Genomic DNA, 16,910 nt, shown 5'->3' on the forward strand with positions numbered 1-16,910 from the left:
TGATGTACAGAAGAATTATTCTGATAACAGTGTGTCTTTTCTTTTTTTCGCCGTCCGTTCTGTGTGCAGGGGATGATATTGATGATCGTATTGCCTCCATGACCCTCAGGCAGAAGGTGGGGCAGCTTATCATGATAGGGATACGGGAGAGAACTCTCAGCAGGCAGGAAATCATGCATCTGAAGAAAATCAGCCCCGGTGGCATAGTATTCTATGGAAGGAATGTGCGTCATGCTTCAGATATCCCCCCGCTTATCGCCCAAATCCGGGAGAGTATCGAAGAATCCGGTTTTCCGGTATTTTTTGCAACAGATCAGGAAGGAGGCATCGTCCACAGGGTTGGGGGAGAAGACTATAAACCTCCTTCCGCAGTGACAATCGGTGCGACCGGTTCGGAGAAAATTGCACGGGAAGTGGGTCTGTCGGTGGGCAGCGCGCTCAGAACACTAGGCATCAATGTCAATCTTGCTCCTGTGCTTGATGTACCGCATGATATCCTTTCTGCACCGATAACGCCGAGATGTTTCAGCAGCACACCTGAAACCGTAGAGAAACTGGGCGTTGCGTACATCTGCGGTATCCAGGAATCCGGTATTCTCTCTGCGGCAAAGCATTTCCCGGGAATCGGAAGGGCGCTGGTGGATTCTCATTATGCCCTGCCGTCCATAACATGGAAGAATGCCCGGGAGCGAGAGGCAGATCTGATGCCGTTTACGAGTGCGGTGAGATCCGGTGTTGATTTCATCATGGTCGGTCATGTTGTCGGTGAACCAGGTGACGGAAAAACCCCGGTATCACTCTCATCCTACTGGATGAAGGACGTGTTGAGGGATGAAATAGGGTTTGATGGGTTGATTATCGTGGACAACATCGAAATGAAACCAATACAGGATATGATGCCGATACCGAAAGCGGCAGTCGAGTCATTGAGGGCAGGAGCTGATATCATCATGGTCAGCCATGAGAGGGAAAATCAGGAGTCGGTCTTTCAGACGGTTCTGCACGCTGCTGAGCAAGGGGATATTTCGATGCAGCGCCTTGATGACTCCCTGAGAAGGATTTTGCGTGCGAAGAAAAAATTGATGTCACGAGGGCCTGAAAACAAGGGTGTGCAAAGTCTCAGGGATATCTCAACAACCGTTGCCGGCCATTCCGTGATCGGGATCAAAAGGGAGGGGGCGCCGGATTTTCCCTTGTCCGGTACGGGAACAGTCCTGTATGCAGGGAATAATCTTCTGCTGTACAAGACTCTCGTTGACATGTTCAAAACTGCTGAAAACATGAATACGACCATGGGAAATTTCCTGAAGATCTATCCGTCCCTGAACCCCGAGGATTTTCTTCGAAAATTCGATGCATTGATTATCGATGCTGACTATCCCGATGCCGCGGTGCTCGTCTCTTTCTGCAATGCACTGAAAATCCCGTATTTGGTGCTCAAGATCCGTCCTTCAGATATCAGAAATACTCTCGAAAAACTCAGACCGGTACATTTGTTAGTCGTCTTTGAGGCTGAAAGGGTATATCTCGAAACCGGACTGGAGATACTCAGTGGCAAGAGGCAGATGCTCGGACGGCTGCCGTATGATCTTCCGCTTCCTTCCGGGTATGTTTACCTAAATCCCACCCGTTGAACAGGAAGCTGGTGGCGAAGACCCGCACCAGTTCGTAATGTTAGAGATACAGTTATTTGATTCATTGGATTCTGCAATGTTGTTGTCGGGATCGACAGTGATTCTGTATTCAATTGGCATATAGCTTAGTGTGATGACCACATTCTGACTGCCGCCTGCGGGAACTGAAACCATCGCAGAGTTGCAGTCATAGAATACGCAGGCATCGGTACTTTCCACGAATACCACTGCATTGACCGCATTGGCTGTTCCGTTGTTTACCACATCGAAGCTGATATCAAAACTGTTTATTATTGCGTTCACCGGCTGGAGGTCGACAAAGCTCGGTGTTAAGGTTGTGGCGGATTTCTCGACCGTGTTTTGCTCCATATTCCCGGTATTGTCCGCTGCCCTGACGACAAAATAGTATGTCGTGGCAGGAGAGAGGCTTGTGACAGTGGCGGTTGCAGCACTTAAGACAATATCTCTCGGGATTGTAAAGTTCTGGCCTTTTGAAAAAGCCGACATGTAAATATAGTAGGCGATATCTGATGCTGGTGTGACATCGTCTGTTGCAGGATTCCATGAAAGACGTATCGATGAAGTACTGAGCGCTGTTGCCGATACCAGACCGCTGAAAGAGGGGGGGGTGGTGTCAGGCATTGATTTTGTTGTAGCAGATTTCTCCACCGTATTGCTGTCAATATTGTATGCCGCATCTCTTGCCCTGACAATAAAATAATATGTGGTATCAGGTCCCAGTCCGGTCACAGTGAATGACGTTGCACCGGGTGCGCTGGCAGAATTGGCAACAGCGAGATTCTGTTCTCCGGACGACGTCGCAACATAGATCAGATAATCGATATGCGCCGGATCGGAAGCATTGTCGGACGCGGGATCCCATTCCAGCAGGATTTCGCTTGATGAGATCGCAGTTGCCGATACCAGACCGTTGAAAGAGGGAGGGGTGGTGTCCGGAGGGGAAAGGGTAGTTGCGGATTTCTCTGTCACATTTGTATCGATGAGGCCACGCTCGTCCTTTGCCCGTACGACGAAGTAATACGTCGTGGACGGGTTCAGACCGATGACTGTCAATGAAGTCGCCCCCTGAGGCGTGACAAAACTTGGTGCAGAGAAGTTTTGTGCTCCGGACGACGTTGCCATATAAATGAGATATTGTATGTTGGCCTGTGGTGTGACATTATCGGATGCAGGAGCCCAAACGAGTTCGACCGAAGTTGTAGAAGTTGCAGTTGCAGACACAAGACCACCAAAAGCCGGTGGAACGCTGTCTGTTGATACCATAACGATGAAGAGTGCGACAGGATTTCCATCCAGATTTGCATAGGTCTCTCCGCGGTAGGTAACGTTGTCAGGAGGACTGAGCGCATCATTTATCGCTTCGACCACGAAATTTCTGTTCGGGCCGTTCGGGACATCGAACTGCTTCGAGACCGTGCTTTGTCCTGCAACCTGAACAGTCTCGGAGATTTCTGCCATATCAGGCGCTGTGATGCTGAACCGGATGCTGGTCACGTTCGTTGGTATGGTCGAGGATGCCTTAACAAACAGCCCCCCGGCTCCGGTCCTTGTCTCGCCGAGATTGATTGTTACCTTCGTCTTGCCGGAGGTGAACGATGCGGAACCTCCTCCTCCCCCGCAGTGTATATTCAGTGACAGAAAAGCAAGAATGAACAGTATGCTCAGCTTTTTCATGGCTACCCTCAATTTATTTTTGCCAGTCCAGATCAATGTTCACAGGAGTTGTCGGTTTTACCGTTATTCCCGGATCCTGGTCTGAGAGCGGCAGCATTTTCATCATTTCCACTCCTGTCTGATCCGGTGCCACAATAATCGCTGCAGGACCCGGCACCGACAGTTCGTGGATGACGTCAGTTTCTGTCATTAGTCTGTTGATAAGACTAGGTGGTGCGGCAACAGGCTCGGGAACAGGCTCGCCTTCAATAAGAGTAATCGTCATTCCGGGTTCGAGTCTGAAACTGCCGGTAATTTTTTCGTCTGCGCTCATGCCGGTCACGATACCCTCAATGCAGAGGATGATTGTAAACCTTTTGCCGTCCATGATGCCTGTCTCGAAGAGGATGATTGTACCCCTTGCTGCTGCGACTGAAGTCGGTGTGTGCACTTCAAAATCAGATTTTCCGACAATAGACCGCATTTTGCCTTCAAGAAGGCTGAAAACGGACTTCCCGCGTTTGTCTTTCGCAAACACAAGTTCCCTGATGACAGCTTTTGATTTTTCTCCCAGGGTCAGCATACTGTCATCGACAAACAGCATCTTTGCCCGTGACGCCTCAAGGGTTGAAACAGTATCTCTGACAAGGATACTGTCCTTCATTTTTGTTTCAAGGGTCTTTTGGTCTCTGTCAATAAGCACTCTTCCTTTTACCGCGACCATGGTCCCCACGCCGTCTTCAGCCGGAGCGATAACCGGATAAAAAAGGATTGCGCAGAACAGAAGAAGTATGACTGAAAGTTTCTCGATCTTCATTTAAAACCTCGCATTGATAAAGAAGCTTGTGACAGCTCGTTCATAGTCAAAGACCTCAATATTCGACTTGTTTCTCACATATAACTGCCCGAGAGTGAAGCTGAAGACTCTTGACAATGTTTTTGTCGCTGAAATGGAAGCGGAAAGAACCTCGTCTTTTCGTGTTCTGGATGACACTGCAGGATTGTGCTCCCTGTAATTCTTGTTGTAGTATTCTCCGCTGAGGTTGATATAAAGACCAACAGGAAGGTTGAACTGGAGTCCCGCCATTCCCTTGTTTCCAGTATATTCCCAGAATTCCTTTTTGGGAGTTTCTTTGTCGTATGCGTATGACACCCGGAAATTGACATATGAGCCAAGGGGTATGTTCTGCGTAATCCCTGCCATGTTGTTAAACCCGGTCCTGTCAGAATTCGTGTCAAACAGGGATGAGTTGATATAGTGCATATTTTTGTATCGGTATTCAAGGATTGTAGAAAAGCCTTTCCCTTCAGAGATGATGAGCGACGGTGACACAACATGTGCATAATTATAGGGGTCTCCTCCCACGAGCAGATAGTCAAAAGCATACGCTGTTTTCAGGCTCAGAAGGGTAGAAATGCGGAAGGTTGCCGTGAGGTCGAAGAGGTTGTCCATTACATTGAAGTCTGAAAGATGGACGTGCAAGTTCTGATAGAAGCTGTATCCTGCGGAGGCATCCACTGTCCCCGTATTCACAAAATTGTATTTGCCCTTGAGATAAATGACCGCACTCCAGTCCGATTTCCTTGAGATTCCTTCAGGCAGCGGCGCATCCCCGGAATCAAGCACTACATTATTGTCGTACTGCGCGCCAACCGAGATGTTCAGAGCCAATGGTCCTACGGTTCCCTGCTTCTGAAGGCTGCTGAGGTATTGTTTTGCCTTTTTCGAATAGTCAGTGTCAGGGGCAAGACTGACGACATTCTCCAGATAATCCTCTGCTTCTTCCTTATTGGACTTGTGGTAATAGAAAATCCCGAGTTCGAGGTTTGTCCGGGGATTCTGAGGATTCATTCTGAGCGCCTTTTTCAGAAATGCCTCTGCTTCTCCGTCTCCCAGACGGCTGAGTGCGATGCCGAGATAAAGCGTTGCTTTTTCATCATCAGGCCTCGTACTGAGAATCTCCCTGAGTTCTCTGACCGCATGTTCGTATTTGGCATTCTCGATACTGTCCAGGGCTTTTGTTATCGAAATTTCGTACGAAGAATCTGTCTGTCCCGCGAAACCAGGAGAGACTGAAATGAGAAAAGCAAAGAAGAACAGCAGAAAAAGAGGGAAGATTTGCGGAAATCTGGGAAGAGATTTGGATATTTTTAGCATATGTAAACCTCTTATTTCACAGGGTACCTGCTATTATATAGCTTTTAAGGATTATGTCAAGGCAAAAGCAAGCTGCCGTTCTCCCCTCATCCTGAATTTTGACTTTTCAGCTGCCATATTTTTATACTTATGATGTGTTCAAGGTTGCTGTCATTGACGGGCAGGGCGGTGGTATAGGTAGCCTGATCGTAAAAAGGCTGAGGGATGAATTCGGTGACAGTGTGGATATCCTTGCACTCGGCACAAATGCAGCCGCGACCTCTGCCATGATGAAATCAAGGGCGAATAAGGGGGCCACAGGAGAAAATGCGATCGTCTGGAACGCCGGCCGGGCAGGGATGATCATTGGCCCGCTCAGCATTGTTCTTCCCAATGCCATGCTCGGGGAACTTACGCCAAAAATGGCCGATGCGGTCCTGATATCCGGAGCGAAAAAAATCCTCCTGCCTCTGAACCAGGAGGGGATTGATATAATTGGGATTGAAAAAGAACCGTTGCCACACATGATAGAGAAGATAATCGAGTCTGTAAGGCATGAATTGGGAAAGGAGAGCCAGAATGTGTGAGGCAAATGCCTATGTCTATCACAACGGAAAAGAGGAACTGTATCTCGAGAATGTCGATATCCTGAAACCGGAAGACGGAAAGATATATCTCAGAAATCTCTTCGGGGAACAAAAGGTCTTTGACGGGGAGATCAGGGAAGTATCACTTCTGAAACACAAGATCGTGCTCGAAAAGAAATAGCAGTCGTTCCGCAGTATCGCAGGGATTCCTGTCCCAAAAGCAGCATATACAGCGTTGCCCAAAACCTTTTCTGTTTCATGTGAGTACTTCTGCCCTTTTCATGAAGTCAGGACTTGGCTGGCATTCGAGACCATTCCGGATCGCGGATTTCCGGGGGATTATGACTTGCTGATGCAGGAGATTGCTTCGTCACTTTGCTCTCGCAATGCCGCGTATGTCTTATCATTGCGGTACTGAATGAAGAAATACAGGGATGCTATGCGGTGACAGTATCCCTGTATTTTATTGTAGCATCTATTTCTTTGCCGTCTTCTTTTTTGATGACGGTTTTTTCTTCGGAGCAGCTTTCTTTGCAGTTTTCTTTTTCACAGGTTTTTTTGCGGGCTTCTTTTTCGGTTTTGCCGGTTTTTGTGCGGATGCTGAAATCTCTGCCACTTCGATTCCGCAGCAGTAAATAGGACTCAGAACTCCTTCTCCGGTTGACGTGACAACTACTTCATTTCCGCAATGTTCACATTCGTAAGTGATAATTCTTGCTTTTGCCATCATTATCCCTCCTTAATGTTTTATAGTATTAGTATAGTAGTTTTTATGATGTTTTGAAACTCGGAGGAAAAGATCAGGAAAAACCTTTTCCTGCCAAGGAGCAAAGGTATTCTTTCTTCACGGGTGAGTATACAGTCCGTGAGGCGGGAACCCCGGCATGAAAGGGAATTTGAGGGGAGTGATAAAAACAGCAGGGAATGGCGGGCAATAAATGCTGATTCGTATGACGAAACAGAATAACGGGTGTGACCGGTGCGGTACCTGCTGCCGGAAAGGAGGACCGGTACTGCACCATGACGACAAGAGTATCCTGCGTGAAGGTCATGCCGGTCACCAGCATCTGGTGACAATCCGCAAGGGAGAACTGGCGTATGATCCTGTGTACGGGAAGCTTCGGCAGGTGCAAAAGGAGATGGTCAGGGTGATCGGCAAGGATGATGCGTGGTCCTGTGTTTTTTATGAAGAAAAAAATGCAGAGTGTTCTGTTTACAGGAACCGTTTTCTTGAATGCCGCCTTCTGAAGTGCTGGGATACGTCCGGACTGATATCCGTGATCGGGAAAAATACGATCGTCCGGGCTGACATTATCAATGCGAATGACCCTGTGCTGGAATTTATCAGGTTGCATGAGCAGGAATGTCCCGTTATGGAGATACAGAAGCTCATAGCCGGCCTGTCATCAGCAGGGGCAAGACAGGAAATCTTATCACGGATTGGAGAATTTGTCCGCAGGGATCAGTCAATGCGCGCGCATGCACTGACAGAACTCGGAATTAGAAAAGAGTATGAGTTCTTCATTTTCGGAAGACCACTGACCAGACTGCTGGAAGATCATGGGCTGGCAGTCCGTAACGGTGATAATGCGACATCATTCGATCTTGCGGTACAACGGTCAGAAAAGCATGGAACCCCAGACTGAAATTGAAGAAAAGATCCTTTACTATATCTATCATTCCGGGCCTGTGTTTGCAAAAAAGCTGTCAAGTCGGCTGAATGAAGACATTACGGCAGTAACCCGGTGCATCAAGCGCCTTGAGGCAGCTGGGCTGCTTGAACGCATGACCGGCACAATGGTGGATTACCGTATCGACAGGCGAAACAGGGTTACGAAACACCGGAACCATACCTATTATGACCTTACAAGAAAGGGAAGGCTGTTCATGAGGAATTTCCGCGGCAGACCGCAGGTGGACCTTCGGCCACCATACAGACAGGTCTGATGATTGACAAGACAAACATCATCGCAACTGTCATGGAGAAACTCGTGAAACTTCCGGAAGGACACTGCCTCGATCTCCGAACGTATAAACGGAACAGATCTGTCATTATAGTGAAACAGCCGAAGGATGTATACATGGTCATTGAGGATGGTTTTTTCAGGGAGAGATTCCATGTGACGCATCTCAAGATAAAAAAATTACTGACTATGCTCCTGAAAAGGGAATTTCCCAGGAGCAACAAGATCAGGCTCTACAATATGGGACTGTTCTCAGAATCCGGGCACTGTAGTGTCAGAAGGAAAATACTCTGAAAACAGTTTTTTCATATGAAATTCCGGAGCGGCAGTGCGGTGTTCTGCAATGCACGGAAAAGAGGGCCAAAACGTCCCGCAAAAAACTGCCGGGCGCATATTCGACCGGAGGTGAACAGGTGAATACGGAAGACAAGAGCGACACTGATATATCCGAAGAAGAATTGCCTGAAGAGCAGCGGGCATATATCCGGCAGATGATCGAAAAGCTGATGGAGAAAAGAATCTTCGTGGTATACGGCGATGAAGATGAAGCAGCGGAACCCGTTATTTTTGATGAGGGAGGAAGGCGGGAGTTGTGCAATGCGATATGTTGCAGTTTTATCTTTGCCCTTACGAAAAGGGATGTGGAAAAGGGGATTGTAAAGTGGAATCCCAAGAAGCCTTACTTTATTGCACGCGATGAAGACGGATACTGCCCACACCTTGACCGGGTAACCCTCATGTGCATGATTTGGGACGACAGGCCCGAACGATGCCGGAATTTTGACTGCAGGCAGGATAAGAACGTCTGGCTTGACTGGGGAAAAGGCATTCTTCACGAGGATGTCTTCAATCATCTCCCTGCAAAAAAACAGAAATAATGCCGGTGTGGCCGGTGAGATTTCCGAATTATCGGCGTTTAGTCTAAAATAAAAAAAGAGGGAGTATCAGACAGGATTGCGGAGATGAAAACGAAAAAGACCGAAGCGAATGTTACCTTAACAGCAAAAAAGAACCAGAAGCTCAAATGCTGGGAATTCTTTCATTGTGATGAGACCAGTTGCCCGGCATACCATTCCAAAAACCTTTCCTGCTGGCTTTATTCAGGAACCCATTGCAGAAACGACATTCAGGGAAAGTTTCTGGAAAAGATAGAGATGTGCCTTGCGTGCGAGGTGTTCAGGACGAATAGCGACGTCTATGCGATGAAGCATACCCTGAACCTTATAAGTGAGCAGATAAAGGAATACAGTAAACTTGTTACCCGCAGGGACAAAGAGCTAGAAGAAATGAGCATGGAACTTGCGCTGAGCCTTTCAGAAGTGTTTGAAGCGCTCAAAAAGATTTCTTCCGGTGATCCGACTGTGAGAATCCGTGAGGAATCGAAGATCGATCTGATCAAGAAATTAAAGCATATTGTCAATTTAACGGCAGAAGAAATCGGTGAAATTGTCGACCAGTCTCATGAATTTGCAATCGTTCTTGCAGAGCATTTCGATGTGCTGCACAGGGTATCCAGAGGGGATTTGAACGCGAAGGTGTATGGAACATCGCAGATTGAATTGCTGGAATCCCTGAAAAAAATTACGAATGAGACGATAAGCAGCATATCCAGAGAAATAACCAAACGTAAACAGGCCGAGACATCATTGCTGAAGGCACATGATGAACTCGAACACCGGGTAGAGGAGCGTACTGCAGAATTAATACTTTTGAATGAAAAACTGCAGCAGGAGATTGCAGAGCGAAGGAAAGCAGAAGAAGCTCTTCAGCAGAGTGAAAAATACCACCGGACGCTTATAGAAACCATGAATGAAGGGCTGTCGGTTGTCGACAAGGATGGCCTTATCACCTTTGTGAATAACCAGTTCTGCGATATTACAGGATACAGCCGCAAAGAACTTATCGGGTACCATGAAAATGTCACGCTGGACAAGGAAAACCAGAAGATATTAAGAAAAGAATGGGCAAAAAGAGTGAAAGGCGGTTCATCCCTCTATGAAATAACCCTGACGCGAAAAGACAATACAAAAGTACATACCCTTGTTTCCCCGAGTCCTCTTTTCGACGAAGAAGGAAAATTTATCGGCAGCTTCGGCATCTTTACCGACATTACCGACCGCAAGAAAGCTGACGAGAAGCTTTTGTCCTATCAGAAACAGTTGCGGTCGCTCGCTTCAGAGCTGTCACTGGTCGAGGAAAGGCAACGGCGCTGCATAGCAACTGAGCTAAGCGACTATGTCGGCCGGACGCTCTCGTTCTGCAAAAACAAGCTGGAGATCATGGCACAATCGGTCGATCAGGAAAATCTTAAGGCATCCGCATCAGAGATAATAGACCTTATCGAGCAGACTGTCGAATATACCAAAACATTGACGTTCGAGTTGGGGACGCCTTTGCTCTATGAAGAGGGGCTTGAATCAGCGCTTAAATGGCTCGGATATCAGTTCCAGAAACAGCTCGGACTGGTCTTTCGTTTCGAAGATGACCTGAAGCCCAAGCCGCTGAGTGACGAGACAGCGGTGCTCCTGTATCAGGCAGTCCGCGAACTGATGATCAACGTATCGAGGCATGCGAAGGCACATACTATCACGTTGTCCATACAGAGGGATTATAAAAGGGTGATTATTGATGTGAAAGACGACGGCATAGGGTTTGATGTGTCCCAGATTGATCCCCACTCAAGCAAATCCAGCGGATTCGGACTCTTTACCATCCATGAAAGGTTGAAATATCTGGGCGGACATTTCAAGATTGATTCTGCTCCCGGTTCCGGCACCCATGCAGTCCTTATTGCACCTCTCAAATCGGCAAAGAAGCAGTTATAGAATTGTCCTGTCAGATGCGGAGTCAGGAACGTGGTATCCTCAGGTCCGGCTCAAGAGGGCAATGCCTTTTTTCCTGTCAGGCCTTGCATAGCAGAGAATCCCAACCCATATTATTCATAAATTTTTCTGATTATCCTGAGGACAGCGTATTTTTTTCTCATTCTCGGTCGTTCCTCGCTGCGAGGCGTTTGCCTCTTTATTTTTCATATGGTATATTTGACTATCAGCAAAAGAATCCGCGCAAATACTCCATCCTCAGCCACTCTTCCCATTTTTATGAATAATATGGACCAGAGGTTTTCGATATGGTATGTATTCCTGTGAAGCGATTTGTATGCATTGTTGTCGCAGCTTTCATAATCATTCCGCTGTCAGCGTCTGCGGCTGAAGTACGAGAATACAGGCTTGAAAACGGTCTTAAGGTTCTTGTGATCGAAGAACACAAGGCCCCGGTTGCGACATTTCAGATATGGTACAGGACTGGTTCGCGCAATGACCCGGCAGGAAAAACCGGTCTGAGTCATCTGCTTGAGCATATGATGTTCAGGGGCACGAGAGACTGCAGTTCTGCGGATTTCGCCAGAATTATCCAGATGAACAGCGGTGAGGATAATGCCTATACGACAGATGACTATACCGTGTATTATCAGGTCTTCCCTTCCGAAAAAGTCTTTCTTTCGATCGGACTTGAGGCGGACAGGATGCGGAATCTTCTCTTATCTCCGGATAATGTCGAAGCCGAGAAGCATGTTGTCATGGAAGAGCGGAGACTGGAACATGAAGATGATCCGCATGTCGCATTGTTTGATGAAGTCAGGGCGATTGCGTTCAAGGTGCATCCGTACCGGAGGCCGGTCATAGGATGGATGTCGGATCTCAAGACAATCGAGAGGGGAGATCTGGCATCCTACTACAGGACCTGGTATGCTCCTGAGAATGCTTTCGTCGTGGTTGCGGGAGATGTAAGACCAGACGAGATAGCGGGAAGAATAGAGAAGGCTTTTGCGTCCGTTCCCTCAGGAGCTCCCCGCATACCTGTCGGCACTGACGAGCCGATTCAGGAAGGAGCGAGGAGGGTCTCCCTAAAGCGGGAAGCAGAAACCCAGTATGTCCTGCGTGCATACCATACTCCTGTCTTTCCGGATGAAGACTACTTTGCGCTTGATATCCTTCAATACATCCTCGCAGGGGGAAAGAGTTCCAGACTCTACCGTTCACTGGTTTATGAGAAAAAGGTAGCTCTTGAAGCAGATGCCGAGTATATCGGGTTGAGCAGGGATTCCAGCCTGTTTCTCATCGATGCAAAAGCTGCCCCTGGGACTGATATACGTAAACTCGAAACGGCGCTCGGTGCCGAGATAGAAATAATCAGAACTGTCCCGCTGTCAGAATATGAAATCACGAAAGCGAGAAATCAGATTGAAGCAGATTATGTTACCGGGAAGGATTCCGTCGAAACACTTGCCGAGAGATATGCGGTTTTCGAGATGCTCGGAGACTGGAGACATGCCAACCGCTATCTTGAAAGAATCAGACAGGTAACCCCCGGGGATATAATGAAAGCAGCAGAAAGGTATTTTACCGACGACAACAGTATTACAGGTATCCTGATTCCGAGGGAAAACGGACAGCCATAATGATTTTTTTGCCTTACATTTTTCCCGCGGTTTACATAAAATATGCGTAGTATTTCTCCGCACTGTGCATTGAACTGTCTTACATATACAAGGAGGCGCTATGGGAAAAGTAAAAAGTGCGCTTGAGATCGCACTGGAAAAAGCCGGAAAAATAGGCGGTCTTTCACCTGAAGAAAAAGAAAGGATACAGGATGAGGAGATGCTGTCATCCATCCTGAAAGACTACTATCAGCAGAAGATCGATTCGAATGCCTTGTGGCAGCAGTTAAAGAAGGGCAAGCCCGGGCTGTTGAAGATGGCCCAACTGAGCCTGATTGACACCATCAGTATGACGGGGGCTGATGAAGAACTTACAATCAGGCAAAAGGGCATTCTGGCGCTGGAGACGCTGAAAGACAACCCGAGGACTGCATTTATAGAATCGGCCCTTCATGATATCGCGGGACTGAAAAAAGAATTCGAGTCGATGAGGGAACGTCTTGAGGATGATCTGAAAAAGCAGATTGAAATGCATCCGCAGCTGCGCATGAAGCCTGTCAGAACACCCGATGGCAGGACGGTGATGCAGATGACGGTATCGGTTGATGAGGCGGTGAAGGCCAAACTGGCTGAGTATCTTTCTGAGCATGAGCAGCAGTTCAATATGGAATTTGCAGGAATCATCCAGCAGCTTAAAGAAGAGGTTCAGTAGAATACCGGGATGCAGTTTTCCCGATCAGTAGTATTTATGGCAGCGTTTGCATATCCTCTTCGACGTATACAGCTTCGGATAGTCTGAACTGTGCGGGTCATGGCAACTCGCGCAGTTCATTATTGTTTTTGGCTTTTTCGGGTCAGGAACACCCCCGATCGGATGAATCCTCCCATTCGGCAGAGACCCTATCACATGTATTCCGTGTGCTTTTGCCCGATGGCAGCCCTTGCAGATTTCATTCACCGGGGCTGAGAGAAGCTTCGGATGTGTACTGGCATGAGGATTGTGGCAGTCGCACCGCCTTCCCATGGCAACCACATGGATATATTTTTTTGTGAATTTTGCCCTGTCATGACAGGTAAAGCAGAATTCCGGCGGTTGGGCGGGAAGCAGATTTTCTGATTTGGACCGATGCGGGTTGTGGCAGACGGTGCATTTCCCTTCTGCAACCGGTGGATGGATTTCCCTGCCCCTGAATGATGATTCTTTATGACATGTAAAGCAGAGTCCGGGCTCTTCTTTTCTGAGTGTGACACTCTCCTTCTGCCGGGGATGTGCCTTACCGTTATCTGTCATGTGGCACGATGTGCATCCGGTTGCAAGGGCGGCATGGACATGTTTGCCGGATTTCTTGAATTCAGGATGGCATTTCAGGCAGGAAGGTTCCGGTTTTGCGGCAGCCTGAATGGTACATAGTCCGCCTGTCAGCACAAAAACGATCAGCACTGCAAAAAGCCTGACAGCCGATACAGGAATTGCACTCACGATCAGATCAGCAGAAACACGCTATTTTACAAAAAAAGCCGTTTCTTTTGAGTTGCTTATATTTTTTGTCTGAACGGTGACTATTACAGTGTATTTCCCCTTTTTGGCGTCAGGCGGGAGGGTAACGGGCAAACGCGAGAAATAGGTACCGTCTGTCCGGGTAATCTGAACTTTTGGTTTGCTGTAAATTTCCCCCTTGAACTTTATTTCGCGCGTCTCGGTAACATGCAGTTCCTTTCCGGGCGCAGCTCCGAGTACTGCATACGTCATCCTGATATCTACAGATTCACCGGGACTCACCTTTGCGGGAACTGCTGATGCGCTTTCGATTCTGAGCATTAATCCCTTTGAAGGATTGTATTTGTATCTCTTTGAGGTCTCTTCCTTTGATTGCTGCTCATCATAGGCATAATGGCCGATTAACCCGCCGGAGAGCGCACCCAGAAATCCGCCAAGTACTGCCATCTCTGTCTTCGCACCTTTTGAGCCCGCAAGGGCTCCTGCTGCTGCACCGGCGGCTGCCCCGATCCCTGCCCCTGTTGCTGCGCCTTTATGTTCTTCGGGGATCGATGCACACCCCGAGATTCCTGCCATGAACACGACAATGACGAACAGTGAAATGAGTTTCTGATACATACAAAGACCTCCTCTCAGAATTAAAGTGTATTACTATATCAATTGTGTCCGGAAAAAGAAATAAAGGGATATTTTCACCCGCAGCGGGTAAACCCGCAGTTGTGGCAGACGGCACATCCACCCTCCTGTTCGACCGCTCCGCCGCATTCGGGACATGCCCCCATGAGCATGATTACCTTGTGACTGTCACCGTTGCCTTTTTCGCCCTTTGTACGGTATCTTTCGAGCGCCCTTGCAATGGCGTCGGAGCAGGACATAATCCTCCCTCCTTCATACCACGTCGGTGAATGGCAGGATATGCCTTTGAGCTGCTTTATCACCTCATCGGGTTCTATATTCGACCTGAACGCGAGCGAGACGAGCCTGCCGATCGCTTCCGACTGGCTTGCAGCGCATCCCCCGGCCTTGCCCATTGACGTAAAAAGCTCGAAGAGATGCCCTTCCTCGTCTTCATTGATAGTCACGTAGAGGTTTCCGCAGCCTGTCTTCATGAATCGGGTTGCGCCTTTTATCATATCAGGTCTTTTCCTCGGCACTATCTTCTGCCGGGATTCAATCGCACGCTTCTCGTCCTTCCTGCCCTTTGTCAGAACCTGCTGGTCCCTCGATCCATCCCGATAGACAGTTACTCCCTTACAATCGAGTTTATATGCGAGCAGATAGACGTCCTCAACATCCTTCGGGGTTGCCTTGTGCGGGAAGTTGACGGTTTTTGAGACCGCGTTGTCCACGAACTTCTGGAATGCGGCCTGCATCGTTATATGTTCCAGCGGCGTGATATCGTGCGCGGTAACAAAGACAGCCTTCACGTCAGCCGGAATCTCGTCAAACTCCTGGACCGACCCCCTGTCCGCAATCCTTTCCATGAGCTCCCTGGACCAGAATCCGCGTTCTTTTGCAACTTTTTCAAAATATGGGTTTATCTCGATAAGCTTGGTGCCCTCCATGACTGTTCTTACAAACGACACTGCAAAGAGGGGTTCAATCCCCGAGGAACAGCCCGCAAGGATTGAGAGCGTGCCCGTCGGCGCAATTGTCGTAACGGTTGCGTTTCTCAGCCGGACTTTGCCGTCATAGATGCTTCCCTCGAAGTTTGAAAAAACACCCCGTTTTTCAGCAAGCGCTGCTGACGCGTGCTTCCCTTCCGTCTGAATGAATCCCATCACCTCTTCAGCGAGAGTTGTTGCCTTTTCAGAGTTGTATGGTATCCCGAGCTGAATGAGCATATCCGCCCATCCCATGACGCCGAGGCCGATTTTTCTGTTGGCCTTTGTCGTCTCTTCTATTTTCTGCAGGGGGTATTTATTGACATCGATGACATTATCGAGGAAATGCACAGCGCTCCATGTGGTTTTTTTCAATTTTTCCCAGTTCACTTTGCGTATTATGGTTCCGGATGCGCTGTCAGGCGTTTCACTCACCATTTTCGCCAGATTAATAGACCCAAGGTTGCAGGATTCGTAGGGCAGCAACGGCTGCTCACCACAGGGGTTGGTAGACTCAATGTTCCCGATTTTCGGAGTTGGATTCGATGCGTTGACCCTGTCGATGAAGACAATGCCGGGTTCCCCGTTCTTCCATGCGTGTTCGACAATAAGATGAAAGACATCTTTTGCCTTCGGGGTGTTCGTCACCTTTTTTGTTCTCGGGTTGACGAGGTCATATGTCTTGTCTTCCGCCACCGCCTGCATAAATTCGTCGGTAATTGCGACAGAGATATTGAAGTTGTTGAACTTGGTATTGTCGTCCTTGCAGGTAATAAAGCTGAGGATATCGGGGTGGTCAACCCTCAGAATGCCCATGTTTGCGCCCCTTCTGGTCCCTCCCTGCTTTACTGCCTCAGTGGCGGTATCAAAGACCGTCATGAAGGAAACAGGCCCCGAGGATATGCCCTTTGTAGAGCCGACGATATCGCCGTTCGGTCTCAGCCTCGAAAAGCTGAACCCAGTGCCTCCCCCTGATTTGTGGATTATCGCGGTATTCTTTACCGCATCGAATATCGATTCCATCGAATCATTGACCGGCAGCACGAAGCATGCACTGAGCTGGCCGAGCCTCCTGCCCGCATTCATGAGGGTGGGGCTGTTCGGCAGAAACTCCAGAGACGTCAGCATGGAGTAAAATTCTCTTTCCAGGCCTGCTGCATCCTCAAGGGATCTGCCATAGTTCAGATCAGCCGAGGCGATGCTTTTTGCCACTCTGCTGAACAGGTCCTCGGGTGTCTCGACCACATTCCCCTCTTCATCCTTTTTGAGGTATCTTTTTTCAAGAACCTTCAAAGCGTTCGGTGACAGAAAAAAACTTTTCAATGCATCCATTGCTCCCCCTTTTTTGTGTTCATATGAGTCCTTCAATAT

General features: G+C 48.3%; 17 protein-coding genes. 10 read left to right on the plus strand and 7 right to left on the minus strand.

Going from position 1 to position 16,910, the window contains the following annotated elements; translation table 11 throughout:
* The first annotated feature begins 2 nt into the window (after window positions 1-2).
* Window positions 3-1,634, plus strand: a complete 1,632-nt coding sequence (locus AB1552_08200) for a glycoside hydrolase family 3 protein (protein ID MEW6053754.1) — start codon at window positions 3-5, stop codon at window positions 1,632-1,634.
* Here AB1552_08200 and AB1552_08205 read toward each other — a convergent pair.
* The 3 genes from AB1552_08205 to AB1552_08215 are packed head-to-tail and all read right to left on the minus strand — an operon-like array spanning window position 1,617 to window position 5,466.
* Window positions 1,617-3,329, minus strand: a complete 1,713-nt coding sequence (locus AB1552_08205) for a fibronectin type III domain-containing protein (protein MEW6053755.1) — start codon at window positions 3,327-3,329, stop codon at window positions 1,617-1,619. The two genes, AB1552_08200 and AB1552_08205, sit on opposite strands and share 18 nt — an antisense overlap.
* Before the next feature lie 13 nt (window positions 3,330-3,342).
* Entirely contained in the window at window positions 3,343-4,125 is a 783-nt protein-coding gene (locus AB1552_08210) for a FecR family protein (protein MEW6053756.1), read from the minus strand.
* Window positions 4,126-5,466 carry a tetratricopeptide repeat protein gene (locus AB1552_08215; GenBank protein ID MEW6053757.1) on the minus strand — a complete coding sequence of 447 codons (1,341 nt, stop codon included), beginning with the start codon at window positions 5,464-5,466 and terminating at the stop codon, window positions 4,126-4,128. It abuts the gene before it with no gap.
* A 134-nt stretch (window positions 5,467-5,600) separates the two neighbouring features.
* Here AB1552_08215 and AB1552_08220 point away from each other — a divergent pair, with 134 nt between their 5' ends.
* On the plus strand, window positions 5,601-6,032 hold the full coding sequence (locus AB1552_08220; GenBank protein MEW6053758.1) for a DUF3842 family protein: 432 nt from the start codon (window positions 5,601-5,603) through the stop codon (window positions 6,030-6,032).
* Window positions 6,025-6,213, plus strand: coding sequence for a CooT family nickel-binding protein (locus AB1552_08225; protein ID MEW6053759.1), 189 nt, complete (start codon window positions 6,025-6,027; stop codon window positions 6,211-6,213). Before AB1552_08220 ends, AB1552_08225 begins: the two co-directional genes overlap by 8 nt.
* Window positions 6,214-6,507: 294 nt before the next feature.
* On the opposite strand, the gene AB1552_08230 is transcribed toward AB1552_08225, so the two are convergent.
* Window positions 6,508-6,762 (minus strand): hypothetical protein, encoded by a 255-nt coding sequence (locus AB1552_08230; GenBank protein MEW6053760.1) that lies wholly within the window; start codon window positions 6,760-6,762, stop codon window positions 6,508-6,510.
* A 220-nt stretch (window positions 6,763-6,982) separates the two neighbouring features.
* Here AB1552_08230 and AB1552_08235 point away from each other — a divergent pair, with 220 nt between their 5' ends.
* The 7 genes from AB1552_08235 to AB1552_08265 all read left to right on the plus strand — a co-directional run bounded on the left by AB1552_08235 (window position 6,983) and on the right by AB1552_08265 (window position 13,149).
* On the plus strand, window positions 6,983-7,678 hold the full coding sequence (locus AB1552_08235; protein MEW6053761.1) for a YkgJ family cysteine cluster protein: 696 nt from the start codon (window positions 6,983-6,985) through the stop codon (window positions 7,676-7,678).
* Window positions 7,662-7,979 (plus strand): DUF2250 domain-containing protein, encoded by a 318-nt coding sequence (locus AB1552_08240; protein MEW6053762.1) that lies wholly within the window; start codon window positions 7,662-7,664, stop codon window positions 7,977-7,979. The genes AB1552_08235 and AB1552_08240 overlap by 17 nt, the downstream gene beginning before the upstream one ends.
* The gene (locus AB1552_08245) at window positions 7,979-8,290 is read left to right on the plus strand and encodes a hypothetical protein (protein ID MEW6053763.1); all 312 of its coding nucleotides are present in this window, start codon (window positions 7,979-7,981) and stop codon (window positions 8,288-8,290) included. Before AB1552_08240 ends, AB1552_08245 begins: the two co-directional genes overlap by 1 nt.
* A 119-nt stretch (window positions 8,291-8,409) precedes the next feature.
* Window positions 8,410-8,874, plus strand: a complete 465-nt coding sequence (locus AB1552_08250) for a YkgJ family cysteine cluster protein (protein ID MEW6053764.1) — start codon at window positions 8,410-8,412, stop codon at window positions 8,872-8,874.
* Between the two features lie 84 nt (window positions 8,875-8,958).
* Window positions 8,959-10,821: a PAS domain S-box protein gene (locus tag AB1552_08255; GenBank protein MEW6053765.1), complete on the plus strand. Its 1,863-nt coding sequence runs from the start codon at window positions 8,959-8,961 to the stop codon at window positions 10,819-10,821.
* A 305-nt stretch (window positions 10,822-11,126) separates the two neighbouring features.
* Window positions 11,127-12,458, plus strand: coding sequence for a pitrilysin family protein (locus AB1552_08260; protein MEW6053766.1), 1,332 nt, complete (start codon window positions 11,127-11,129; stop codon window positions 12,456-12,458).
* A gap of 100 nt (window positions 12,459-12,558) precedes the next feature.
* Entirely contained in the window at window positions 12,559-13,149 is a 591-nt protein-coding gene (locus tag AB1552_08265) for a hypothetical protein (protein MEW6053767.1), read from the plus strand.
* Between the two features lie 24 nt (window positions 13,150-13,173).
* On the opposite strand, the gene AB1552_08270 is transcribed toward AB1552_08265, so the two are convergent.
* From AB1552_08270 to AB1552_08280, 3 genes are all read right to left on the minus strand, one after another.
* Complete coding sequence (locus AB1552_08270) at window positions 13,174-13,917, minus strand: cytochrome c3 family protein (protein MEW6053768.1); 744 nt, start codon at window positions 13,915-13,917, stop codon at window positions 13,174-13,176.
* 21 nt (window positions 13,918-13,938) lie between these two features.
* Window positions 13,939-14,553 carry a hypothetical protein gene (locus tag AB1552_08275; protein MEW6053769.1) on the minus strand — a complete coding sequence of 205 codons (615 nt, stop codon included), beginning with the start codon at window positions 14,551-14,553 and terminating at the stop codon, window positions 13,939-13,941.
* 74 nt (window positions 14,554-14,627) lie between these two features.
* A complete protein-coding gene (locus AB1552_08280) occupies window positions 14,628-16,871 on the minus strand; it encodes a vitamin B12-dependent ribonucleotide reductase (protein MEW6053770.1) in 2,244 nt (747 codons plus the stop codon).
* Window positions 16,872-16,910 lie beyond the last annotated feature (39 nt).

The organism is Nitrospirota bacterium, from assembly GCA_040754395.1.
Lineage (GTDB): Bacteria > Nitrospirota > Thermodesulfovibrionia > Thermodesulfovibrionales > SM23-35 > JBFMCL01.